Annotated in this window: 15 protein-coding genes; 10 read left to right on the top strand and 5 right to left on the bottom strand. The window is 60.1% G+C overall.

Annotated elements, in window-relative coordinates; genetic code table 11:
* Window positions 1-26: 26 nt before the first annotated feature.
* Window positions 27-803 carry a peroxide stress protein YaaA gene (gene yaaA, locus J7400_RS00445; RefSeq protein WP_209057747.1) on the top strand — a complete coding sequence of 259 codons (777 nt, stop codon included), beginning with the start codon at window positions 27-29 and terminating at the stop codon, window positions 801-803.
* A gap of 5 nt (window positions 804-808) precedes the next feature.
* On the opposite strand, the gene J7400_RS00440 is transcribed toward yaaA, so the two are convergent.
* The gene (locus J7400_RS00440) at window positions 809-2,989 is read right to left on the bottom strand and encodes a response regulator (RefSeq protein ID WP_209057745.1); all 2,181 of its coding nucleotides are present in this window, start codon (window positions 2,987-2,989) and stop codon (window positions 809-811) included.
* 144 nt (window positions 2,990-3,133) lie between these two features.
* Here J7400_RS00440 and J7400_RS00435 point away from each other — a divergent pair, with 144 nt between their 5' ends.
* Window positions 3,134-8,569 (top strand): alpha-2-macroglobulin family protein, encoded by a 5,436-nt coding sequence (locus J7400_RS00435; RefSeq protein ID WP_209057738.1) that lies wholly within the window; start codon window positions 3,134-3,136, stop codon window positions 8,567-8,569.
* Window position 8,570: 1 nt separating this feature from the next.
* Window positions 8,571-10,610, top strand: coding sequence for a penicillin-binding protein 1C (gene pbpC, locus J7400_RS00430; RefSeq protein WP_209057736.1), 2,040 nt, complete (start codon window positions 8,571-8,573; stop codon window positions 10,608-10,610).
* Window positions 10,611-10,738: 128 nt separating this feature from the next.
* On the opposite strand, the gene J7400_RS00425 is transcribed toward pbpC, so the two are convergent.
* Window positions 10,739-11,914 carry an acetyl-CoA C-acyltransferase family protein gene (locus J7400_RS00425; protein ID WP_209057734.1) on the bottom strand — a complete coding sequence of 392 codons (1,176 nt, stop codon included), beginning with the start codon at window positions 11,912-11,914 and terminating at the stop codon, window positions 10,739-10,741.
* A gap of 149 nt (window positions 11,915-12,063) precedes the next feature.
* Here J7400_RS00425 and J7400_RS00420 point away from each other — a divergent pair, with 149 nt between their 5' ends.
* On the top strand, window positions 12,064-12,621 hold the full coding sequence (locus J7400_RS00420; protein WP_209057732.1) for an XRE family transcriptional regulator: 558 nt from the start codon (window positions 12,064-12,066) through the stop codon (window positions 12,619-12,621).
* 60 nt (window positions 12,622-12,681) lie between these two features.
* On the opposite strand, the gene J7400_RS00415 is transcribed toward J7400_RS00420, so the two are convergent.
* On the bottom strand, window positions 12,682-13,578 hold the full coding sequence (locus tag J7400_RS00415; protein WP_209057725.1) for a helix-turn-helix domain-containing protein: 897 nt from the start codon (window positions 13,576-13,578) through the stop codon (window positions 12,682-12,684).
* Window positions 13,579-13,674: 96 nt separating this feature from the next.
* Here J7400_RS00415 and J7400_RS00410 point away from each other — a divergent pair, with 96 nt between their 5' ends.
* Complete coding sequence (locus J7400_RS00410) at window positions 13,675-14,475, top strand: MBL fold metallo-hydrolase (RefSeq protein WP_209057723.1); 801 nt, start codon at window positions 13,675-13,677, stop codon at window positions 14,473-14,475.
* Between the two features lie 132 nt (window positions 14,476-14,607).
* A complete protein-coding gene (locus J7400_RS00405) occupies window positions 14,608-15,165 on the top strand; it encodes a TetR/AcrR family transcriptional regulator (RefSeq protein WP_209057721.1) in 558 nt (185 codons plus the stop codon).
* Between the two features lie 15 nt (window positions 15,166-15,180).
* Here the strand turns inward: J7400_RS00405 and J7400_RS00400 are convergent, their stop codons facing one another.
* Window positions 15,181-18,657: a translocation/assembly module TamB domain-containing protein gene (locus J7400_RS00400; RefSeq protein WP_209057719.1), complete on the bottom strand. Its 3,477-nt coding sequence runs from the start codon at window positions 18,655-18,657 to the stop codon at window positions 15,181-15,183.
* Window positions 18,657-20,468 carry a BamA/TamA family outer membrane protein gene (locus J7400_RS00395; protein WP_209057717.1) on the bottom strand — a complete coding sequence of 604 codons (1,812 nt, stop codon included), beginning with the start codon at window positions 20,466-20,468 and terminating at the stop codon, window positions 18,657-18,659. The genes J7400_RS00400 and J7400_RS00395 overlap by 1 nt, the downstream gene beginning before the upstream one ends.
* A 143-nt stretch (window positions 20,469-20,611) precedes the next feature.
* Between J7400_RS00395 and J7400_RS00390 the strand changes: the two genes are divergently transcribed.
* The 4 genes from J7400_RS00390 to flgK all read left to right on the top strand — a co-directional run bounded on the left by J7400_RS00390 (window position 20,612) and on the right by flgK (window position 25,179).
* Window positions 20,612-21,343, top strand: coding sequence for a lysophospholipid acyltransferase family protein (locus J7400_RS00390; protein WP_209057707.1), 732 nt, complete (start codon window positions 20,612-20,614; stop codon window positions 21,341-21,343).
* 111 nt (window positions 21,344-21,454) lie between these two features.
* On the top strand, window positions 21,455-22,279 hold the full coding sequence (locus J7400_RS00385) for a flagellar motor protein MotB (protein ID WP_209057704.1): 825 nt from the start codon (window positions 21,455-21,457) through the stop codon (window positions 22,277-22,279).
* A gap of 94 nt (window positions 22,280-22,373) precedes the next feature.
* Complete coding sequence (locus tag J7400_RS00380; RefSeq protein WP_209057702.1) at window positions 22,374-23,684, top strand: flagellar hook-basal body complex protein; 1,311 nt, start codon at window positions 22,374-22,376, stop codon at window positions 23,682-23,684.
* 40 nt (window positions 23,685-23,724) lie between these two features.
* Window positions 23,725-25,179, top strand: coding sequence for a flagellar hook-associated protein FlgK (gene flgK / locus J7400_RS00375; protein ID WP_209057699.1), 1,455 nt, complete (start codon window positions 23,725-23,727; stop codon window positions 25,177-25,179).

The raw sequence follows: 25,179 nt of genomic DNA, 5'->3' as shown, positions 1-25,179 counted from the left end.
GATTCTAAATCAGATGGAGCTGCCGCATGCTTGTTGTAATTTCACCGGCCAAACGCCTGAATTGGGATGCTGTCGAAGGGCCCACCACCGCGCCTGATTTTCAGGAAGATGCGGTGCGCCTCGCCAAGACAGCGCGCAATCTGACTTTGGGTGATTTGCGCAAGCTGATGGATCTGAGCGATGATCTGGCACGTCTGAACCGCGATCGTTTCAAAGCCTTTGAGGCCGAACCGGACGCAGAGATGACGCGCCCGGCTGTGCACGCCTTTGCCGGTGACACTTATGTGGGTTTGGATGCTGGCAGTCTGGAACAGGATGAAATGGCCTGGGCGCAGGACCATCTGCGCATTCTGTCCGGTCTTTACGGTGTGCTGCGCCCGCTGGATGCGATCCAGCCCTATCGTCTTGAAATGGGCAGCCGTCTGAAGACCCGCCGCGGATCATCTCTTTATGATTACTGGCGAACCGCTCCTGCAAAGGCGCTGCGCGCGCAGGCAGAGGCCATGAACACCGACACGCTCATCAACTGCGCCAGCCAAGAGTACTTTGGGGCGGTGGATCTGAAAGCGCTGAAGATGCGCGTGATCACTCCGGTCTTCATGGAAGAGCGCGACGGCAAAGCCAAAATCGTCTCTTTCTTTGCCAAAAAGGCCCGTGGCTCCATGGCGCGCTTCATGATCCACAACCGCATTCAGGACCCAGAAGGCCTCAAAGGTTTCGACTACGGTGGGTATCGCTTCCAGGAAGATATGTCCGAAGGCGACCGCTGGGTCTTTCTGCGCGACTACCCCGAAGCGGGCTGATCAGATCAGCTCGCAATCGCCTCGGAATTTGACTCAAACGGATCAAGGGTTTCTTCAGGGTGCATCTCTGAAATCACCTTGAAAATCTCCGCCTTGCGTAGGGGTTTGGTCAGGTATCGATCCAACCCGTGGCTCAACACATGCTCCTCATCGCCCTCATTGGCCAAGGCGGTGAGGGCGACAATCGGCGTGCGGCGATTGTTGTTGTTGGCTTCCAGCTCGCGGATTTTTTGCGTGGCCTGGGTGCCATCCATGCGCGGCATGGAAATATCCATGAAGATCAGATCAGGCGAATAGGAGATATACTGCTCCACCGCCTCGACACCGTCGTGCGCAAACATCAGCTCCAGATCGAGAGATTTGAGCAGCTTTTCAAGCACCAGACGGTTGGTTTTGTTGTCTTCGGCAGAGAGCACACGCATGCGCCGGCGCGCGGTTGCTTTGCCTTTGGTGTTCTTGGGGCTGGCCTCTGCCGCTTTTGCAATGCCAAGGTTGAGCTCCGCGCGCGAGCCGGGTTTGGCCAGAACACTCTTGATCAAGCCTAGATCATCGGCATCCCCGAAGGCTTTCGGGTCCGAGCTCAACGCGACAATTGGTGTCGCAATCCCCTGCGCGCTCAGTTCGGTGTTCAGCTGCTGCGCATCAATACCGCCAGCCGCGTGATCGGCCAGGATCAAATCCACATGTTGGGCCAACAGCATGACCTGCGATTGATCGGTGCAGATCGTGACGGTTGCCCCCATCTGTTCCAGCTGTTTCTTCAGCAGGTCGCTGTTCACCTCGGTGTCAGATGCCACCAGCACATGCTGCACATTGTCCGGCAGCGGCACCGGCAGGTGATCGCAGTTCTCGTCGATCGGCAGGGTCAGACGGAAGCCAAAGGAAGTGCCCGCGCCCACGGTGGATTCCACCCAGATTTCGCCGGACATGAGATTGACCAGCTGTTTGGTCAAAGCAAGGCCAAGGCCGGTGCCTTCGAACTCACGGTTCTGGCTGGTGTCGACCTGATTGAATTCGCCAAAGATGTGATCGAGCTGCTCTTCGGCAATCCCGATTCCGGTGTCTTCAACGGTCACATGCACCACGGCGTTTGAGCCATCGTTGGTGATCACCCCAACCACACGCACAAGGATGTGCCCGGTGTGTGTGAACTTCACACCATTGCCAATGAGGTTTGTGAGGATCTGGCGCAGCCGCGCAACGTCGCCCACAAACTGGGTTGGCAGGAAGAGGTCGTAATCCACCAGAAGCTCCAGCCCGCGCTCACGTGCGGAGACCTGATGCAGGGTCATGACCTCGTGGATGCAGCGCTCCAGATCGAAGGTCTCATTGCGCAGACCGACGTTTTCCGCCCCGAGTTTGGAATAATCCAGAACATCGTTGATGATCGACAGCAGCGCTTCGCCGGAGTTCTTGATGGTGGAGGCAAACAGACGCTGCTCTTCGGTGAGCGTGGTGTCCATCAACAGGCTGGCCATGCCCACAACACCATTCATCGGCGTGCGCAGCTCGTGGCTCATATTGGCCAGAAACGCAGATTTCGCCTGACTGGCAGCTTCCGCTTCCTGACGCGCTCGCTCCAGTTCCGCTTCTTGGCGCACCGTGTCCGTGATGTTCATCGCAAGACTGGCACGATCTTCGCCAATGTTGCGGTGATCAATCAGCTTGAGGAATTCCTCGTTCCACAGCTGCACAATCACCGGCTCAGGCTCTTCGTGGTGCCAGCGCTGCTGCATCATGTTGCACCAGTCGTCCGGCGAGGTGTCCTCAAGCACAAAGAGGCCCTCATGCGCCGCAAATTCCATGATTTCGTTGTAAGAAATCCCGGGCTTGATGTGCTCCGCGCCTTCAAAGATCGCCAGATAGCTTGGGTTGGCGGCAATCATCTTGCCGTTTTCGTCAAAGAAGGCAAAGCCATCGCGGATGGTGGAAAGCGAATGCCAGAGCCTGTGCTCTGCCTGTTCAGCGCGCTCTTGGGCGTTTTCCAGATCCGTGCGGAATTTTTTGTTCTCTTTGGTAACGGTCTTGACGGTCTCGCGCGCTTCGACAATCTCGTTTGCCAGCTGCGCAGCATGTTTGCCCAGCTTACGATTGGCCGCATAAAGCTCGCGCTTTTTTAACTCTAACAAACGTTCTGCAGCCAAACGGGCGCGCCGTTCGTCAGCAAGTTTTTGCGTCAGCGACATTCGCCGATCCTCAAGCCGTATTTTCCTGACAGCCATATTTCAGACTGTCCGTGAACATCTGCTTAACTCCGCCGCGGCGTTATCGCCGTTGCAATGCGTGATTGCGCCGTGGCACCATCAAGCCATTGATTGTTGGAGATTAGAATGCTTCGGATTTTAGCGATTGGGCTTTTCGCCCTGACCGGTACAGCGGCGGCAACGCAGGAAAGTTATGTGCCCGACCGTCGGGTGGTGGTGAGTCGCGATGTCGATTTCTACGGCGCAGACCTGCAGAACCTTTTTGACACCACATATGCGGCCTGTGTGGAGACCTGCTTGAACAACCCGCAATGCGTCGCGTTCACGTTCAACCGCCGCTCAAACGCCTGCTTCCCAAAATCCGAAATCAACGAGCGCCAACCCTATGACGGGGCGCTCTCTGCGGAGATCTTCAACGCGTCTGAAGAATTGCTGAGCACCGCACAAAACCGCGCCAAGGATCTGAGCTTTCTCAGAGAAAGAGACCTCTTGGCGGCCAAGGAACTGGCGGCCAACATCGGGCGCACCCATGCCGGTGGTCGCTGGGGCGTTGAAGAGATGCTCACCGCCGCCAGAGAGCGTCGGGCAGAGGGCAACCTGCTGAGCGCGATGCGCTGGACGGGGGCCGCCTTGAGCAAAGCCGATCGCAGCGATCTCTGGCTGGAATATGCGCGGCTCAATGCCAATCTTCAGGGCGACCGGGCGTCGGAAACCCGCCAATACAAAGAGCGCGCCTTTTTAGGGGCGATGAACGCCTATCTGCGGGCGCAGTCGGATCCTGAACGTATCAACGCGCTTTTGTTGATGTCTGAGCAACTTGAAGATCAGGATCGGGGCAAAGCGGTGCTGCGCAGTCTGCGCTTGGCAGAGGCCATCAGCCCGCGTGACGATGTGATCACACAGCTAGAGGTTGCCATCGGGAAATACGGCTTCCGCGTCTCAGATCATCAGGTCGAGAGCGATATCGAGACCCCACGCCTATGTGCCGAGTTCAATGAGGCACTCATTGAAACCGGGCAGGACTACACCCCGTTTGTGAAACTGCCGGATGCCCGCCTTGCCTTGCATGTCGAGGAACAGCGCATTTGTGTCGAAGGGCTGACACATGGTCAGGACGTCCAAGTCACCTTCCGCGCTGGCCTGCCTGCCAAAAGCGGGGAGACCTTGGTGCGCGACACCAATGTGCGCGCCTATGTGCGCGACCGCAGCCCAAAGGTTGCATTTTCAGGCCGCGCCTATGTGCTGCCGCGCAGCTCGGACGCCGGATTGCCGATTGAGACCGTAAATTTGGACGAAGTGGCGCTCACCTTGCAGCGCGTGAATGATCGCAACATCCTGCGCGCCATTCAGGATGGCTATTTTGGGCAACCGCTGAGCTATTGGCAGATGGAAGACTTCGACCGCGATGTGGCTGAAACAGTCTGGACGGGCCGTGGCGAGGTTGAAAACACGCTCAACCAGACGATGACAACACGCCTGCCGATGGCAGAGCTGGTGGCGGGGCAGCCTGCGGGGGTTTATGCGCTCACCGCCGATCTGCCGGGGGCGGATAAATATGATGAATCCTCCACAACACAGTGGTTCCTGCTGTCAGACATTGGCATCTCCAGTCTGAGCGGAACCGACGGGCTGCATGTGTTTACGCGCCAGTTGTCAGATGCCGCAGCTCTGGGCGCGGCGAATGTGCGCCTGTTGTCGCGCGCAAACCGCGTGCTGGCAGAAACGGTCAGCGATGCGGAGGGCTATGCGGTCTTTGATGCGGGGCTGACGCGTGGCACCGGCGGCGCGTCCCCGGCGCTGGTGATGGTGCAAAAGGGGGAGGATTTCTCCTTCCTGTCGCTGACCGATCCGGCCTTTGATCTCTCTGACCGGGGCGTGGAAGGGCGGCCTGCCGCACCGCCGATCGATGTTTTTGCCACCACAGACCGGGGTGCCTATCGCGCCGGCGAGACCATCCATGTCACCGCCTTGGCACGTGGCGCAACGGCGCAGGCCTTGCCTGCCTTGCCGATCACCGCGATCCTGACCCGCCCCGACGGGGTGGAATACAGCCGACAGGTCTCCACCAACAGCGCGGCGGGCGGACATGTCTTTGCGATGCCACTTGGGGCAACTGTGCCGCGCGGGCGCTGGTCTCTGGATTTCAAGTCCGATCTGGAGGCGCCGGCTCTGGCGAGTGCAAAAGTGCTGGTCGAAGACTTCCTGCCCGAGCGGATTGATTTTGAGCTCACGCCGCCTGCGGCACCTTTTGACGCCAACAACCCCGCGGCAGTGTCACTTGAGGCGCGCTATCTCTTTGGCGCACCTGCGGCCAATCTTGAGATCGAAGGGCAAGTAACCCTGAAGGCCCGTGACACGTTGGAGGGGTTCAAAGGCTTCCGTTTTGGGCGCTATGATGCGCCGTTTTACGGTCAAACCGCCTATTTTTCCGGGGATGAGACAGATGCGGCCGGTCAGGCAGACATCTATCTGTCCCTGCCTGTACAGGAGGCACAGGGCCGCGCGCTTGTCGCTGATGTGGCCTTGCGTGTGCTGGAGGGCTCTGGCCGTCCGGTAGAGCGGCGCATTACACACCCTGTGGCCTCTGCCACACCGCTGATCGGGATCAAACCGCTTTTTGACGAAGAGGTGGTGCCAGAAGGCAGCAACGCCAGCTTTGAAATCATCGCAGTAGATCCAAGCCTGCGCGCCACAGCAATGCCGGTCACATGGACCGTGAACCGCCTGCGCACGCGCTATCAGTGGTATCAGCTCAATGGCGGTTGGGAGTGGGAGCCCACCACCACGCGCGAAACCATTGCCAGCGGTTCCGCCACACTGGACGGTGCCCCCTTGGAAATTGGCGCAGATGTGGATTGGGGCCGCTTTGAGGTGGTGGTCACGCAAGACGGTGGGGAATATATCTCCAGCGCGATGACATTTGAGGCCGGTTGGTATGCCCCTGCGGATGCCACAGAAACGCCGGACACCCTCGAATTGTCACTTGATGCAGAGCGGTATCGCAGCGGGGACACCGCGCAATTGCGGCTGGTGCCGCGCTACCCGGGAACCGCGCTGATTTCGGTGATGTCCAACCGTCTGATCTCGATGAAAACCGTCGCTGTTCAGGAAGGCGAGAACCTGATCGATCTGGATGTGACCGATGAATGGGGCGCAGGAGCTTACGTGACCGCTTCGGTCATCCGCGCCGCAGATGCGCCCGCAGGACAAAACCCGGCCCGCGCCCTTGGGCTGAGCTATGCGCAGGTTGATCCAGAGGAGAAGCAGCTCGCGGTTTCCATCACCGCACCAGAAGTGATCGACCCGCGTGGCCCCTTGGATGTGACTTTGAAGGTCGACGGCGTGAGCGCCGGTGAAACCGCCTTTGTCACTCTGGCAGCGGTGGATGTGGGCATTCTCAACCTCACCAGTTTTGAAAGCCCCGACCCTTCGGCGCATTACTTTGGCCAGCGCCGTCTGGGCATGGAAATGCGCGACGTTTATGGCCGCCTAATCAACGGTTTGAGCGGCAATATGGGACGCCTGCGTTCCGGAGGGGATGCCACTGCGGCCACAGGGTTTGACGCGCCTCCCCCCACCGAAGAGTTGGCGGCCTACTTTCAAGGCCCCATTCAGATCGGCGCAGATGGCACCGCAAAGGTGCAGTTTGATATCCCCGAATTTAACGGCTCAGTGCGCCTGATGGCGGTGGCCTGGTCGCAAACCGGTGTGGGGCAGGCCGATGCGGAAGTGCTGGTGCGCGATCCGGTGGTGGTCACCGCAAGCCTGCCGCGCTTCCTTGCCCCCGGAGATCAGAGCCGCCTGCTGTTGGAATTTGTCCACGCAGAGGGTGCTGCGGGTCGGATGGGGCTGGATGTTGTGGCAGAGGGCGTGACGCTGGATGCTGTGCAAATCCCCTCAGGGTTTGAGTTGGCAGCAAAAGGCACTGCGCGGTTCTCTGTGCCGGTTGTCGCAGGCGAGATCGGAGATCACAGCCTGCGCATTGCGCTCACCACGCCGGGTGGCAAACAGTTGGTCAAATCGCTCACCTTGCCGGTGCGGGCCAATGATCCGGCTGTGAGTGAGACCCGCCAGATCAACTTGGCGTCCGGCGACAGCCTCACCCTTGGTGCAGATGTGTTTGCCGATCTGCGCGCAGGCTCTGCTGAGGCGGTCCTGTCCACTGGTGCTTTGGCGCGCTTTGATGCACCGGGTCTGTTGCAGACGCTGGATCGCTATCCCTACGGCTGCACAGAGCAGGTGACCTCCCAGACCCTGCCGCTTCTCTACTTTGAAGATGTGGCAAGCGCGCTGGGCATGGGCGCGGATCGCGATCTGGACAACCGCATCGCAGAGGCCATCGAGCTGGTCCTGACGCGGCAGGCCGGCAATGGCAGCTTTGGTCTCTGGCGTCCTGAGTCCGGCGATTTCTGGCTGGATGCCTATGTCAGCGATTTCCTATCTCGTGCACGGGCACAGGGGCACGCGGTGCCTGATCTCGCCTTCAAACAGGCGATGAATAATCTGCGCAACCGTGTGAACTATGCACCGGACTTTGACACAGGCGGCGAGGATCTGGCTTATGCACTCATGGTTCTGGCCCGCGAAGGGGCGGCAGCCATGGGAGATCTGCGCTACTATGCGGATGTGAAGGGTGATGCTTTTGCGACGCCTCTGGCAGCGGCGCAACTTGGCGCGGCACTTGCGCTTTATGGCGATCAGACGCGGGCGGATGATATGTTCCGCACCGCTGCGCGCCAGATCGAAACGCAGGTCGGCCGCGAAGAGGCCGCGCTCTGGCGGGCAGATTATGGCACCGATTTGCGCGATATCGCAGGCACCGTTGCGCTGGCCGTGGCAGCGGGCAGCGAGGCTCTGGATGCCAACGGGCTCGCGCAGCAAGTTGCCTTTGGCAGTGAGACGCCCTCCACCCAAGAGGCGGCCTGGTCGCTGATGGCGGCGCATGCGCTGATCGAGGATGAACGGCCGAGCGGATTGACCCTCAACGGGCAGCCGCTGAACGGGCCGTTGTTGCAGCGGTTCACGGACCAAGACCTGTCTCAGGAGATCGCGCTGACCAACACAGGAGAGGCCGCGCAGTTGGTGACGCTGACAACGTTTGGCGTGCCAACCTACCCGGCTGAGGAGCGCAGCTATGGCTACCGCATCGAGCGGCAGTATTTCTCTGTGGAAGGGCAGGCGGTTGACGTGCGGCAGGTGCAGGCAGGTGAACGGCTGGTCGCGGTTTTGACGGTGATACCATCCGGTGAGGGTGGAGCGCGTCTGATGGTAAACGATCCGCTGCCTGCGGGCTTTGAAATCGACAATCCCAACCTGCTGGCAGGCGGTGATCTGCGCAACATGGACTGGCTGCAACCGGTCGAGGCCGCCAACACCGAATTCCGAGCGGATCGGTTCTTGGCGGCTGTCGACTGGCGCTCGGCGCAGTCGTTCCAACTGGCCTATATGGTGCGCGCAGTAAGCCCCGGCGATTACCACCACCCGGCGGCCTCTGTGGAGGACATGTATCGCCCGCAATACCGTGCCAACACCGCCGCATCTCGTCTGCTCGTGACCGAATAACATGCGGATACTGCCTGTTTTTCTGGTGTTCACGCTCCTGCTTCTGGCAGGGGCGCGGGACGCTTTAGATCAATGGGTGGCAGAGACAGAGCTGCCGAATCTTCTGGCCGATACCTCGGTCGAAGTGGTGGATCGCAATGGGCAGCTCTTGCGGGCCTATACGGTGGACGGCGGGCTGTGGCGGCTTGGCGCGCAGAGCGACGCGGTTGACCCGCTCTATGTGGAGGTTTTGCTGGCCTATGAGGACAAGCGCTTCTGGTCTCATCAGGGGGTAGATGTTTGGGCGCTGGCCCGCGCCGTGGCGCAATCTGCGTGGTACGGGCGGGTGGTGTCCGGAGGCTCGACGTTGACCATGCAGGTGGCGCGGCTGATTGAGGATTCCGGCACTGGGTCTTGGGCGGGAAAGCTGCGCCAGATCCGACTGGCGCTTGCGTTGGAGCAGCATCTGAGCAAGCGCGAGATCCTTGATCTCTATCTCACCCATGCACCGTTTGGCGGCAATCTCGAAGGCATACGCGCGGCCACCCTGTCTTGGTTTGGCAAAGAGCCTCACAGGCTGACACCTGCGCAGGCAGCGCTTTTGGTTGCCCTGCCGCAAAGCCCCAATGCGCGGCGGCCTGACCGCAACCCTGAGGCTGCTGAGGCTGCGCGGGAACGGGTGCTTTGGCGCGCAAAGACCGCTGGGGTGCTGGATCAGGAAGGCGTAGACGCGGCTTTGATGACCCCTGTGCCAAAAGTGCGGCGGGCCTTTCCCGCCGTGGCGATGCATCTGGCGGACCGCGCCAAGGCGACTGCCCCGGAGGCCGCGCGGCATCAGGTAACGGTGGATCGCGTTTTGCAGACCTCGCTTGAGACATTGGCGCAGGAGGCTTTGCGCGGCCTTGAGGGGCGCGTATCGATCGCCATGGTGGTGGCAGATCATCACAGCGGTGAGATCCTGGCCTCTGTTGGGTCCGCAGGTCTGACACAGGCGGGCGCACGGCAGGGATTCATTGACATGACCCGCGCCAAACGCTCGCCGGGATCAACGCTGAAACCTTTGGTTTACGGGCTGTCCTTTGACCGAGGTTTGGCCCATCCGGAAACCCTGATTGCCGATGTGCCCACCCGCTTTGGTCGCTATGCGCCGCAAAATTTTGACGGCCGGTTTCGCGGCGAGCTGCGCGTGCGGGAGGCCTTGGCGCAGTCGCTGAATATTCCGGTGGTTATGCTCACGGATGAATTGGGACCCGCCAATCTGATGGCTGCGATGCGGGCTGCGGGCATGGCTCCGGAGCTGCCCGGCGGCACAGCGGGCCTCGCGGTGACGCTGGGCGGTGTTGGGGTCTCGCTGGAAGAGCTGGTGACGCTTTATGCGATGATCCCCCAAGGCGGTGTCGCGCAACCTCTGATCTGGCAGGCGGGGCAGGACATTCCGCGACAGCAGCGCGTGATCAGCAGATCGGCGGCATGGCATTTGGGCGATATCCTCTCGGAGATTGCCCCACCCGCAGGCGCACCGCGCAGTGGCCTGGCCTATAAGACCGGCACCAGCTATGGGCATCGGGACACTTGGGCCATCGGTTTTGATGGGCGTCATGTGGCCGGTGTCTGGATCGGGCGACCCGATGGCACGCCGGTGCCGGGCGCTTTTGGCGCAGAGATCGCGGCTCCTGTGCTGTTTGATGTGTTTCAGCGGGTGAAGCCCACGCTTGATCCCTTGCCAGCCCCACCGCCGGAAACACTGATTGTCAGCAACGCCGCACTGCCTGAACCGCTCAAAACATTTCGCGGCCGCAACGCTGTCTTTGAGCGCAGCGAAGACGCCTTGGAAGTGGCCTTTCCTCCGGAAGGTGCCAGACTAGCCGGCGCGCGGGACGGCATGACAATCAAGGTCAAAAACGCCGCCTTTCCGATGACTGTATTGGCCAACGGGGCGCCTGTGGCGAGCGGAGTGCGTCATGGGGATGTGACCCTGCCCGCGACGGGGCGCGGCAGCGCGACAATCACCGTGATTGATGCGCGCGGACAATCTGATCGCATCACAGTCTGGATCGACTAGCGCTCAAGATCTGTCATTTTGGGAAACATTGGCGTCGCATCTGTGTTGCGGCCCGATTGCGACTGGTGCCGGTGGGGCGGATGGCCAAGGAATGAACCTCTGGCCACCCGCCGAAATTTTTGAGCGGCTTAGATGCGCTCGATCGCCAGCGCGATGCCCTGACCGCCGCCGATGCACATGGTCGCGAGACCTTTGGAACCGCCGGTGCGTTCCAGTTCATACATCAGCTTCACGGTGATGATCGCGCCGGTTGCGCCAACCGGGTGGCCCAGAGAGATCGCGCCGCCGTTCGGGTTCACTTTGTCGGTGTCCAGACCAAGGCCTTTGTTGACGGCGATGGCTTGGGAGGCGAAGGCTTCGTTGCTTTCGATCACGTCAAAATCGGCGACGGAGAGGCCGGTTTTCGTCAGCAGGTTCTCTACAGCCGGGATTGGACCAATGCCCATCACTTCTGGGCGCACACCGGCGTGGGCATAGCCCAGAACGCGGAACTTCGGTGTCAGTCCAGCGGCTTTGGCAGCCTCTTCGCGCGCCAGCACGATGGCGGCGGCACCGTCGTTCAGACCGGATGCGTTGCCTGCGGTCACACGGCCGTCTTTCTTGAAGACCGGACGCAGCTTGCCCAGAGACTCCATGGTGGAGGCCGTTGGGTGCTCGTCGCGCACAAATGGCACCATGTCGCGCTTCACTTTGATGTCGACCGGGGCGATCTGCTCGTCAAAATAACCTGCTTCGATGGCGGCTGCGGCGCGCTCTTGGCTGGTCAGGGCGAAAGCGTCCATGTCTTCACGGGTCACATCGTGCTCATCCGCAACGTTTTCCGCGGTCACACCCATATGGCCGGTGCCAAACGGGCAGTTCAGTGCGCCCAACATCATGTCCAGCGTTTTCACGTCACCCATTTTCTGACCCCAGCGCTGCTGTTGCAGGATGTAAGGGGAGCGGGACATGTTTTCGGCACCACCGGCCAGTGCGAAGTCCGCATCGCCCAGCATCAGAGACTGAGTGGCGGACACGATTGCCTGAAGGCCGGAGCCGCAGAGGCGGTTCACGTTCATCGCCGGGGTGGTGTTTGGCACGCCCGCTTCAACGGAAGCAACGCGGGACAGATACATGTCGCGCGGCTCGGTGTTGATGACATGGCCAAATGCCACGTGGCCGATCTGGTCGCCTTGCACGCCAGCGCGCTCGATCGCGGCTTTGGACACAGCAGTGGCCAGCTCGATTGGTGGGGTGTTGGCGAGAGAGCCGCCAAAAGTGCCAACAGCGGTACGGGCGCCGCCCAGAATTACGATATCCGACATGGGTCATCTCCTCTCAGTCGTATTTGTCGCGCACTATGCAGATGCAGAAAGGGCGAGTCAGCAGGAACGGCGCGTCACAGTTGCTGTGAGATATGTGGCAAAGCGCGCGGCAATTGACAAAGGCAGTGGCTTGGCCGCATCTGTGAGAGATGGATAACGATCTGTCGATACTTCAACTTTTGCCCGGCCGTCTGCGCGCGGCACGGCGCGAACAGGGGCTGTCGCTGGAAGCGGTGGCCAAACTCTCCGGGGTGAGTCGCTCCATGGTGAGCCAGATTGAGCGTGGCGAAAGCAGTCCGACCATTGCGACCCTCTGGAACCTAACGCGTGCCTTGCAGGTGGATTTCGCGGGGCTTCTGGATGAAGAAACAGCCGACAAAATAGACGTGCTGCGCGACAGCGATGTGCCGAGCTTTGACAATATGGGGCACCGTTGCGTGATCCGCATTCTCTCCCCGCCTGAGGATGTGGGCGGGCATGAGGTCTATGACATCCGTTTTGAGACGGGTGGCAGCCTCAAAAGCCAGCCTCACAAGCGCGGCGCACAAGAGCAGCTGACGGTGTTGGAAGGGGCGGTGCGGATCAACAGTGGCACCGCCGAGCAGGAGTTGGCGGCGGGTGACACCGCGCGCTATGCGGCAGACGTGGCACACGCCATTGAGGCGACACAGGCCGCGCGGGTGTTTCTGATTGTCAAAAATGCCTAATCAGATTCACTGATTCCAGGTGAATTAGAGACTGTTTCGGCTTCATGCGGAGGCGTTTCGCTATGACGTTGTGGGTTGCGACCAGACCGATTTGCGAAAGCCCGCAGGCGTCATCCCCGTGATGCGAGAGAATACGCGGTGAAAGGCGGGAAGGTCGCTATAGCCTGATTGCGCTGCGACCTCAGCCACGGGAATGCGGCTGTCCGCCAGCAGAGATTTTGCACGCTCCATACGCAGGTTTTGTAAGTAGCGGGTGAGATTGAAGCCCGTGGCCGCGCTGAAGCGACGCTGAAGACTGCGCTCGGATAGACCTGCGTTTTGAGCTAGATTAGAGACTGATATGGGCTGATCAAGCACCCGTTCCAGATATGTTTGCGTGCGCAGCACCTGCGCATCTCCGTGGTCAAGGATGGGGCGAAACCGCTGAAAGCGCCTCTGGTCGCGCCGCACAGGTTCCACCACAAAATGCCGGGCGGTGTTGAGCATCACCTCATGGCCCGCCAGCCGTTCGATCACGATCAGCGCCAGATCCACCCAAGCCATCATCCCGCCTGCGGTGACAAGGTTTTGATGCTCGATCACAAGCTGATCGGTGTCCACATGGAGCTGAGGCCAGTCTTTACGCAGTTGCGGCGCAACGCTCCAATGGGTGGTGACCGCGCGTCCGGCATCCAGCCCTGCCGCGGCAATCCAGGTCACGCCCACACAGGCGGAACAGATCAACGCGCCACTCTCTGCTGCGGCTTTCAGCCCATCCAAGAGCTCTGGATGCGTTTTCGGGTCCACAGATTGCGTGGCAGGTGGAAGTAGAATGGTATCTGATTTTAAGCCAAATTCAGCTGAATTAGTGACGATTTTTGGATTGAGACCCGTATGGGATAAGAAGTCCTGCAGCCCAAAGACCGCAGATTGCAGAGCGCCGGGATAGGCGAGGATGGTGGTGGTTTTGGAAGGCATGTGTTTGGCGTTATCAGCAAATAATTTGTCATTTACGACAATAGCACAGCCAGCGCTCGCCACCATATGCTTTGGGAAACAGTGATGGAGCAAATTATGACAGAGCGTACACACAGCCTGACCATTGGCGATTTTGAGGTGACCACCTTCAACGACGGGGGCTTTGTGCTGCCGTCCGCGTATTTCTCCCAAGTGCCTGAAGACGTCGATTTGGGCGATGAAGTTGAGATCGGCGCAAATCTGTGGGTTGTGCGGGGACAAGACCGGGTGATCCTTGTCGATACAGGCTCTGCCCAAGCGCTTCAGGCGAGGTTTCCGCAGACCGGCCAGGCCTGGGAGCCTCTGCAAGGCGAAACCCCCACAGACATCGTGCTGACCCACATGCATGCAGATCATCTGGGCGGCTTTTTGGATGGCGATGTGTTTCCAGAGGCAACTATTCACATTGCCGAAGAGGAGTGGGCGTTCTGGACCAACCCGGATCTGCTGAACGCGGTGGATGAAGACACCCGCCCGATGGTGCAGATGATCCAGAGTGTTGCCGCTGGTATCAAAGACCAGGTGGTGCTTTTTCAGCCGAAACAGAGTCTGATATCAGGGATCAGTTTGGTGCCGCTTCAGGGTCACACACCCGGGCATTCGGGTGTACAGATTGAAAGTGGCAATGAGACACTTCTAATCATTGGAGATGCGGTCATCTCAGAGGCGGTGCAGTTTGCCCATCCCGAGGTCACCTATGCCCTGGATGGGGATGCGGCGCAGGCGGCGGCCACGCGGCGCGCCCTGTTGGCTGAGGCCGCAGCATCCGGCACCACCATTGCCGCCACACATTTTGCCTTTCCAGGATTGGGCAAAGTTGCTGCAGAGGGGGAAACCTTCCGCTTTTTGCCTCTGTAAGCAGGGCTGCTGACAGGCAGAGCGCGCACAAACCCTTGTCTCAATCGTGCCCTGCGCTTAGGGTCGGTGCCCAGTTGAACGAGAGTTCATTGGGGACATGGCTATTGGCCGAGCGCAGGGACACGACACGGGATGCGTGAAAAAATTCTGGAAGCCACCGCAGCAATGCTGGTTGCGCATGGGACACAGGCGTCCATGTCCAAGATCGCACAGCGCGCCGGGGTGGCGACGGGATCGCTCTACAATCACTTTGAAAACAAGGATGTGCTGATCCGCGCGGTCTATGACGATCTCGCCGCGGTGATGGCAGAGGCGCTCACGGCGGGCGATGATCCAAGCCAGCCCGCGCTCACGCGGCTTGAGCGTTATATCGACAACCACATCGATTTCATCTGGCAGGATGCCGACCGGGCGGTGCTGTTTGAATATCTGTCCAACGTGCCCCTGCTGCCGGGTGCGGATGTGATGGCCAGCTTTGAAAAGTCGGCGTCCTTTATCGCGGGTGTTCTGCGGCAACTGCAGGACGAAGGTGGCTCTATTGCAGGCGATCCGGGCGTTATGGGCGGCTTTATCGGCGGGGCGATCCGCAACACCCTGAAATGGCAGCGCGCACAGGGCAAGCCGCTCAGCGATGAAACCCGCGCGCAGCTGCGGGACATGTGTTTGCGCAGCGTGCAGGCCGGTGCCTGACCGCGCACACCCCGCTCAATAGTCGCGCTGGAAGAATATCCCGATCCCGCTTTCGTCATCTGAGCCAACCTTGCCTTTGACGGTCAGATTGTCGGTGACATCGAGGTTGAGGCTGATGGTGCTTTTGCCTTCGCTGTCCACACCCACCTCGGTGTAGATGTTCTCATCAAGGTATTTGCCCGCCCGCACGCCCGGCGCGCCATCCTCGTCAAAGGTCAGCCCAAAATCATCAAGCCCTGCGTTTTTGCCAAGCTGCGGCCCGCGCGCGCCCTGTCCGGAAAGCGTGGCCAGCGCGGCGGCCAGCTGTGCGGCCTGCAGAGGCGAGATGCTGGACAGATCGCGCCCAAACAACAGTTGCGACAGAACTTCGTCGTCAGGCAGTTCCGGGTCGCTCTCCAGCTTGATCTCAGGATCGTCCATCCGGCCGTCGATGATGATGAAGATGGTTGCATCCGGCTGCTCTGCGGTGGCCTGCACGCGCATGGTGGGGACAAAATCCCCCAACAGCGCGATATTGCCCTCATCAAGCTCAAACGGGTTTGACAGGAAGTCGAGCCGACCCCGGATCAGATCAAGCTCGCCGTTTGGCCGAATGTCATTGGTGGTGCCGGTGATGCGCATGCCGCCGTTGAAATCCGCGTTCAGGCCAAGCCCGCGCACGGCGATGCGGTCGGCAATGTTGATCGCCACATCCAGACCAAAGGGCGGCGCGGAGGGCCCGGAGGAGGCCTCTTCCCGCGCAATCAGCCCCGCACGGTCGCGGGTAATATGCACAGCGCCCGGCTCGGCCAGATGGGTGATCTCAGGTACAGCGCCACCACCAGAGAGGCCCACAGGAGAGATGCGGATATTGGTCTGGCTGAGGCTGATGTCCCCGGCAATGCGGCCGCCCCCAGTGGCTGGGCCAGAGAGCGTGATGGTGCCGTCTGCGGTGGTCTCAAACAGCTGGCCTTGCTGATATTGTAGGCCCCGCAGGGTCACGGGCAGGTTGGCGTTGAAAGGCGGGGCGAGGCCAAGCGAGCCTGCAACAGCAATGTCTCCGCCGCCGGAAAACTGCGTGTTGAGGTTGATTTGTGCCGCATTATTGGCAAGCCCGATGGTGCCGGAGATGTCTTCCAGTGCGATGCGCAGATCCGGCATGGCAAAGCGCGCGCCAGACATCGAGACCGTGCCGGTCACGCTGGCCGGTTCCAACGCGCCCTGAATGCGCAGATCATATTGGGCAAGACCCTGTATCGCATTGGGCTGCAAGGCCGGGTTGGCGGCGGCGAGCGGGAAATCCCCGGCCACCGCAAAGTTGGTGCCCGTGCCTGTTGGATCGATCACACCCTGACCGCGCCCTTTGGTGTTAAACGGCGCTGCCGCGTCAAAATCGACAGCCCAACCCGTGTCTGACTGTGCCGCCGTGCCTTTGATGCTGGCCGCCCCCGGCAGGCTGGGAACAAAGGTTTCCACGCGGCCGATCTCCAGATCATAGTCCGCAGAAATGCCGCCGGATTGCGGTAGCGTCGCTCGGATCACGGCGCGGCTTTGCGCAGGCGCGGTGGCGGTGAGATCAAAGGCCCAGTCTGCACCAGTTTGTTTGGCGTTGCCCTCCACGGTTGCCGGGCCGTCCAGGCCCTCGATCTGCGCAACAGAGGCCACCTCTGCAAGCGCGGCCTCAAAATGCAGATCGCTGTTTTCGCTGGCCAGCGTGCCGTTGCCGGAAGCGGTGAGCTGAGAGGTTGTGAGATCGCCCTGACGCAGCGTGAGGCCGGTTTCATCGCGCCGTGCGGATAGGGCAAGGCTGCTTTCGCCTGTCAGAAGCGCATCCACCTGAGGCTCGCCAATGGCCAGATCCATGGCGCCTGCGGTCAGGTCCAGATCAAAGCCCGCGCTGAGCGGGGCAATGTCGCCAGACAGCTGCGCCATGATGGCGCCGCTCAGATCGCGGCCCACAAGACCGGCAAGATTTGCCAAATCGGGCACGGAAAGGTCGGCATTGGTGGCGATGTTCATATCCTGGCCCTGACCTGTCAGATGGGCATCGCCTTTCAGGGAGGCTTGCGCAGCATCCACCGTCAGATCGGACAGGCGCACGCCTTCGCCTTCGGTCCAGTCAACATTGGCAGCCATGCTGGCGCTGTCGCCCAGTGCCTCGGTCAAAGCCGGATCGGGCAAGGCCAACCCGGCCATGGTGAGCGCAATCTCGGCGGTGACCCGCCGCTGTGGATCAGCGACAATATCACCGCTGCCGTCCAGCACGACGGATTGCAATTTCGCGCTCTCGGTCTCAATGCCGGTCACATCGCCCTCAAGCGTCCAGATCTGCCCTTCTGTGGCATCAAACTGCGCCTTCAGCTGCGCGCTTTGGACGTAGTTTTTCGGGCCGCTCACCGGCAGCAGAACCGGCGCCCCCGTGTCATCGCGCAGGGTGATATCCAAATCAAAACTTTCCGGCAGGTTTTTGGCGGTCAGCGCCAATTGCCCATCCAGATTGAGCGTGCGGGAGACAAGGCTCAGGTTTTCCAGCGTGGTACGCCCGTCGCCAAACCGGCGCAGGAGCGTGTTGAGCGCGATGCTCTCACCAAAGAAATCCTTGTAATCCGGCGCAAAGAGCGGCGCCATATTGCCCGCAATGTCGACGCGGATCACCTGCGTGGGCTTGGTTTCTGCGCTGTCAGATGCGCTGTCACCACCAGAATCGGGGGCCGCATCAGGAGCCGGTGCAGGCTCGGTGGACAGTTCCACCTGTCCGGCCAGACGCTCCTCGCCATCACTTGTCAGCCGCAGATCAGCGATAAAATCGCTCAGCGGGCCTTCCCCCAGCACGGTTAGGCCGAGCGGTGGCGCTCCGGGGAGCTGCGCCAGCGTGGCCACCAGCCCGCCCGCATCCTCTGCCGCCTGCAGATCCAGCCGCAGCAGTTCGGTGTCGTTGGAATAGGCCCCATCCACGGAGAAACGTCCCGCAGGGCCACCCAGACGCGTCGCGCTCAACAGCACATCCCCGTTGCCGCCCTCAAGAATCAGGCGGGCATCCAGTGCAAAATCCACTGCTTCGCCCAGAATAGGCTCTCCCAGCGAAATGCGATCCGCTTTTAGCGCCTTGATGTTGATGCTGACCGGCAGTTCCGGCAGCGCAAAGGGTTTGGCCTCGGCAGTTGTCGGGCTGGGATCGGTTTTGGGAATGCGCGCCAGAGAGATTTCTTCGGCGCTGAGTTCGTTGATGTTCACATTGCCCCGCAGCACCGCCAGCCTGTTCCAGTTCAGCGACAGGCCTTTGAGCGAGAGCCAGGGCCCATCAGCGTCAGAGATGCGCAGCTCTTCGATGGTGGCATTGGAGCTGATCGCCCCGCGCAGCCCGATAACCTCGACCTCACGCCCCGCACCAGACAGCGAATCCTCCAGAAAACGGGTCAGCATGCCTTTGTCTTCGTCGCTGGCCTCCTCAGCCTGCTGCGCGGTTGCCGTCATGGGCAGAAGCCAGAGGAGTATGATCGCAAACCACCGCATCAGAAGGCGTGTCCTATGCCTATATAGAGTTGAAGACCGTCGCCGGTGTTGCCCGAAACCGGCACGCCCAGATCCAGTCGGATCGGGCCAAAGCCAGTGTTGTAGCGCACGCCAAGCCCGGCACCGGAATGAAAGCTGCCATCGTCAAAGAGATTAGAGGTCTCCCCAACAAAGCCGCCGTCAAAGAAGGCCACCGTCGTGATTGCGTCGGTGATCTTGACCCGCGCTTCGGTATTGAACCCCAGAAACGAGAGGCCACCGCTGTCGATGCCGTCCACTGTGACAAAGCCGGATTGATAAGGTTGCCCGCGCACGGTGCCGCCCCCGCCTGAATAAAACAGCAGATCTGGTGGGGTGCCTCTGAGCGAGGGGCCAAGAATGCTTCCAACCAGAACACGGCCCGCCGCAATAAAGCGGTTGTGAGCACCAAATCCCTGATACGCGCGCAGGTCGCCTTCCAGAAAGAGCGCAGGCTCTGTTTCGGAGAACCCCGCATAGGGGAAGGCGGTGGCCTGAATATAGTAGCCGCTGGTCGGGTTCACGATCACATCGCGGCGGTCGAGCTTGGCCTGTGCCCAGACCCCGATGCCCTGAAATGTACGGTCGCCAAAATTGTCTCGCACATCAGAGTAGAACCCGGTCAGCGCGGCGCTGGTTTCCAATCGTTCAGAGACAATGCGTTTATAGCCGACGCTCGCCCCGAACTGGCGCAGGAAATAGAGGTCTTCGTCTTCCTGTTTGATTTCGGCCCCAACGATCAAGGCCGTGTCGGAGTTGAATGTGGCCGGGCGGGAGTAAAGCGTGCCGAGGCGATAGTTGATTCCGCCACCGTCCCCCCCGATGTTTTCCACTTCCGCATCAAACCGCAGGTTTTCAGCGCCACCATTCCAGTTGCGATGCATCCAGAAGGCCGAGACGCTCAGGCCTTGCGTGCTTTCCAGCTCTGCACCAAAGCCAAATCGGCGCGGCGGGCTGTCCACAAGCGCAAGTTCCATATCCAGCGTGCCATCTGGGTTGGGCTCTTCCGCCTCACGCAGGTCAACGGTGCGGAAGGTTTCGGTGCGCCGCAAACGCGCGGTGACCCGGCGCGCGGCTTCGGGGCTGAATTGGCTTCCGGTGGGCAGATCGGCAATCTCTTCCACCCGCTCGGGGCGCACGGTGGATTGGCCTTTGTAAATCAGCTTGCCAAACCGCAGCTTGGGGCCGGGATCAAGCGCCACATCCACATCCAGCTCAGAGGCACGGTGATCGGCGGTGATATTCTCTGCCGCAACCTTTGCCTTGGCATGACCCTCATCCCGCCAGCCACTGACGCCCGCGCGCGCAGCGGCCTCCACAGCGCCCAGGTCGGCAGGGGCAGCCGGGGCAAATTCCTCGGGCAGTTCGGTCTCAGGCACAATTGGCGCGATAGAGGTCTGACCAAAGCGGAACTTGTTGCCCGGTGTCACCGACACGCTGACATTTGAAACCGTGTTGATCTGCGCGAAAGGCGAGATATTGGCCGCCTCCTGCCCGTTGACCTTAATCGAGATCGACGGGCCGAAATAGCCCGCACGGTAGAGCACCCCAAGCAGGCGCTTGTAGTCTGACTGCGCCGCCGCGACGATGTCTTGGCCTTCTGTGGTGCCCTCTTCTTTGGCAGTCGTCAGCAAAGAGGCGGCCTGAAGCCGATCTCCTAGAGTTTCATCGCCCCCTGCGGTGCGGAAATCGATTTCAAAGGCCTGAGCGGCGGAACAGGACAGGCCGCAGATCATCATCGCGGCCCATGGCAGACCGTTGAGCTTGCGATGCCACCTCACACGTCGTCGCAACCTAATCTCCCAATGCTTCAAAACAACACTTCATAAAAAACAATGTGGTGAAGCACTTGCCTCGCCTGTCATAGCTAGAGTAGCCCAAGCCGGACTCGCTGGCCATATGGCAAAATGCGGAAAGCAAAGGCGTATTTGTGCGAATGCAGGACGAAAGCAGAGAGCATGCGGTGGGGCGAAGGGGCCTCTGGCTGCCGGTCATCGCGCTGCGTAGTGTGTTGTTTTATGTCGCCGCACTGATTGCGGCCTTGCCGTTCCTGCTGCTCTGGCCAGGTCTGTTGTTGTCGCGGGATCGGGTCTACGCCGTGATTGATCGGTATTTGCGGGTGCAACTTTGGCTGCTGCGGGTGATCTGCGGCATTCGTTATCAGCTCGAAGGGGCGCATCATTTGCCCGACACGCCGGTCTTGATGGCCTCACAGCATGAAAGCACCTGGGAAACGCTCTTTTACCAGCTGCTGCTCAAGCGCCCGGTGATGTATGCCAAAAAGCCGATTTTCTCCTATCCGGTGTTTGGTCCGCTGATGCGTAAGCTCGGGCATATTCCGGTCTCCACCAGCGCCAGCGGTGACGCCATGCGCGACGGTTTTCGCGCCGGGGCTGCGGCTGTCAAGGAAGGCCGCAACCTGCTGATCTTCCCAAGTGGCACAAGGCGCTTGTCTCAGGCCGATCAGATTCAGGCCGGGGTGGGTGTGCTTTATCAGCTTGCAGGTGTTGCGGCTGTTCCGATCCGCATCAATTCCGGGGCTTGCTGGCCTTATGGCACCTTTCTTAAATATCCCGGTGTCATAAAGGTGGAGATTGGCGCGCTAATTGCGGCTGGTCTGGATCGCCGCAGCTTTATGGCGCAGCTGTCCGCCGCGCTGCGCGGTTAAGGCGATCAGCACCGGGAAAGCGCGCGTAATACGTCTAAAATCCCATTTGTTAAGGGCCGGGTAAGGGCTGCTGGGTAACTGTCATCCTGGGTGAGAAAAAGGTGACGTGCGATGGCAGATAATTCCAACGCGCCGGTGATCATTAAACGCAAGAAAGTGGTCGGCGGTGACGGACATCATGGTGGGGCGTGGAAAATCGCCTATGCGGACTTTGTGACCGCAATGATGGCGTTCTTTCTATTGATGTGGCTGATCAATGCGACAACAGAACAACAACGGCTCGGTATTGCGGAGTTCTTCAACCCGTCTGTGCCGCTGAACAAAACTTCCGGTGGGGGAAGTGCGATGTTCGGCGGGGACAGCGTGTTGACGGAACGCATTCTGGCGCATCAGGGTACCGGCGGTTTGCCAACCTCTATTGAGGGACAGCCAGATCCGGTGGAGTTTGAAACCGCTGGCAAAGGCGAAGAAGACGAGCTTGAACGCCTGCGCGATGGCTTGATCGGCGGCGGTGGCGAAAGCTTCCTGTCTGACAACCTCATGAAACATGTGGTCACACGTGTGACGGACGAAGGTCTGGTGATCGAGCTCTTTGACTCGCCAAACCAGCGCCTGTTTGTGGAAGGCACAGCGCAACCCATGCCGCTGTTGCTGGATCTGGCGGAAGTGCTCGTCGAGGTTGCGGGCTATGTGAGCAATGATGTGGCGATTGAAGGACATGTGCGGTCAGAGCCGGTGACGGTGCGCAACACGCAAACCTGGTCCATGTCCTCGATTCGCGCCGATGCCATGCGGCAGCTGATGGAGACTTTCGGTCTGGAGAAGGAACGGGTCGCCCGTGTGACCGGACATGCTGACCGCGAAATGGTGTCAAACATCCCGCGGGATCTGAGAAATAACCGCATTGAGATTATCTTGCTGCGATCAGATCAGTGAGTTGAGGGAAATCTTTGTGGCGCGTTAGTGCGCTGTTAAGTTGGAGCGTCGTAACAGGGAAGTCGAACAAAGGGTTACAGCAGAAAGGCGTACCATGTCGATTTCCTCTTCGCTTAATGCCGGTGTGGCCGGGTTGTCGTCTAATGCGACTCGCCTGGCGACCATCTCCGACAACATTGCGAACTCCGCCACCTACGGCTATCGCCGCGTAGAAACGGACTTTCAGTCCATGGTCAGCGGCTCGCAGGGTGGCGGCAAGTATTCGGCAGGGGGCGTTCAGGCGACCAGCCGCCGACTGATCGACGAAGGCGGCTCTCTGACCCCAACCACCAACGCGACCGACCTTGCTGTGCGGGGCCGTGGGTTTATTCCGGTGGCCTCCGCGACCGCGATCAAGGCTGGCGACACCAGCCCTCAGCTTATGCTGGCAACCACCGGGTCTTTCCGGGCGGATGAAGATGGCTATCTGGTGTCTCAAGCAGGGTTGTCGATGATGGGTTGGCCGGCAAATGCCGATGGCACGATCCCAAATTATCCACGTGATGCTGACACCGGTTTGGAGCCGATTCGCTTGCTGACCACCGAGCTTGTGGGCTCTCCAACCACCGCAGTTGAGTTGGGCGTCAACCTGCCAGCAACCTCTACCGTGGCTGGCGCGCCAGGTGACGTGGAAACCCTGACCATCGAGTATTACGGCAACCTTGGGCAGGCGGAAACGCTGAGCATCACCTTCACGCCAACTGTGCCTGCGACCGGAGCATCCAACGCTTGGACTATGGAAATTCGCGATTCGGCGTCTGGCGGCGCGGTGATCGGGAACTTTGACCTGACATTTGATGATGGCCGTACCACCGGTGGCCGTCTGTCTGCGGTTACCTCCAACGCACCGGGTGGCCCCTATGATCCGACCACCGGCACCGCGATTCTGAACGTGGCTGGCGGCCCGATGGAAGTAGACATTGGTCTGATCGGCGCCACCGGCGGCATGACCCAGCTGGGGGATGATTATGCTCCGCTGAAAGTTGATAAGGACGGCGCGCCGGTTGGTACTATGACCTCTGTTGAAGTCGACGCAAACGGCTTTGTCACCGCATATTTTAACACCGGCATCACTCGCACCATCGCGCAGATTCCACTGGTTGAGGTGCCAAACCCCAACGGTCTGGATATCTCTCTCGACTTCCAGACATACATCCCCTCCAACGAGAGCGGGCCGTATTTCATGTGGGATGCGGGCACCGGACCAACTGGTGAGATCCTGTCCTATGTCCGTCAGGAATCAGCCACCGACGTGGCGGCGGAACTGACCGACATGATCCAGACACAGCGTGCCTACAGCACCAACGCCAAGGTCATTCAGACCGTGGACGAGATGCTGCAGGAAACCACCAACATCAAACGCTGATAACCGCGCCGGGGCCACGTTAGGCCAGAAAGGATAAGTCATGAGTATTTCAAGCGCTCTGTCCAATGCTTTGAGCGGTCTGACCGCCTCGGCGCGCAGCGCGGAAGTTCTGTCTTCCAACATCGCCAACGCGTCGACCGAAGGATACGGTCGCCGCACGCTCAGCCAGTCAGCTTCCGAATATGGCTATTCTGGCGGGGTGAAGCTGAACGGGGTCATGCGCAACGTGAACCCGGTGACCATTGCCGAGCGGAGGCTCGCGGATGCGGGCAGCCAGCTCGCCACAGGCACCAATGCCTTCTACACCCGCCTTGAAAGTGAAGTGGGCACGCCGGATCAAGCCGATAGCCTGTCCGGTCTTATGGCCAGCTTTGAAAGCACATTGGCCACCGCAACAGGTGCACCAGACAGCGATGTGCGCCTAGCCAATATTTCTCAGGATGCGGCTCGGATCGCAGATGCTTTCAATGCGGCATCTGACGCCATTCAGGGCATGCGTTCTGAAGCAGATACAAAAATTGGCCGTCAGATTGATGAGCTCAACAACCTGCTGCAGCAGACCGAAGAGTTTAACCGCAAGATTTCACTAGCCATCAACCAGGGCCAGGAAACCGCCGGTCTGGAAGACTCCCGCCATCAGCTTTTGGACCGCATTGGCGAGCTGGTCCCGGTCCGTGCAGTGCCACGGGATCGCGGCGGGGTAGCGCTTTATACCACCAATGGCGCCGTGCTGCTGGATGGCAAAGCGGCGGAGATTGAATTCAATGAGGTTGGCACCATTCAACCGCATATGACCGAAGCCAATGGCATGCTGGGCGGCATCACCATCAATGGCTATGCGATGCGGATTGATTCAAACAAAGGCGCGCTTGCTGGTGGCGCAATCGGCGCGCAATTTGCAATCCGTGATGAACTGGCAGTGAGCGCGCAGGCCGATTTGGACGCCGCCGCCCGCAGTCTCGTAGAGCGGTTTCAGAACACCACCACGGATCCAACGTTAAATCCGGGAGATGCTGGCATTTTCACGGATGCGGGGCTGGCCTTTAACACCGTGGATGAAGTTGGGCTGGCCGGTCGTCTTGAGCTCAATGATCTTGTCGATATCGACGGTGCTGGAGAAACATGGCGTTTTCGGGATGGCCTCGGCGCAGCAGCGCCCGGTGATTCCGGCGAGGCAGCACAGCTCAATCGCTTGCTGGACGCCATGCGCGAGCCTCTGGCTCCAGTATCAGGTGGTTTTGGCCCGAAGAACGTCTCTATGACCGAGCTGAGCGGCAAGTTTTTGTCCAGCATTTCCAGCGCGCGTGTACAGAGCGATCAGGAGGTTGTCTTTGCCTCTGCCCAGCTCAACAGCCTGGAAGATATGGAACTTTTGGACGGCGTGGACACCGACCAGGAATTGCAGCGTTTGATGCAGGTGGAGCAGGCCTATGCGGCCAACGCGCGCCTGATCCAGGCTGCGGATGAAATGATGGACGCATTGCTGAGGTTGTAA

The sequence above is a fragment of the Shimia sp. R9_2 genome (genome assembly GCF_017743735.1).
GTDB lineage: Bacteria > Pseudomonadota > Alphaproteobacteria > Rhodobacterales > Rhodobacteraceae > Shimia.
The sequence above is the reverse complement of the archived record's forward strand: the minus strand, read 5'-3'. Positions and strand labels throughout refer to the sequence as shown.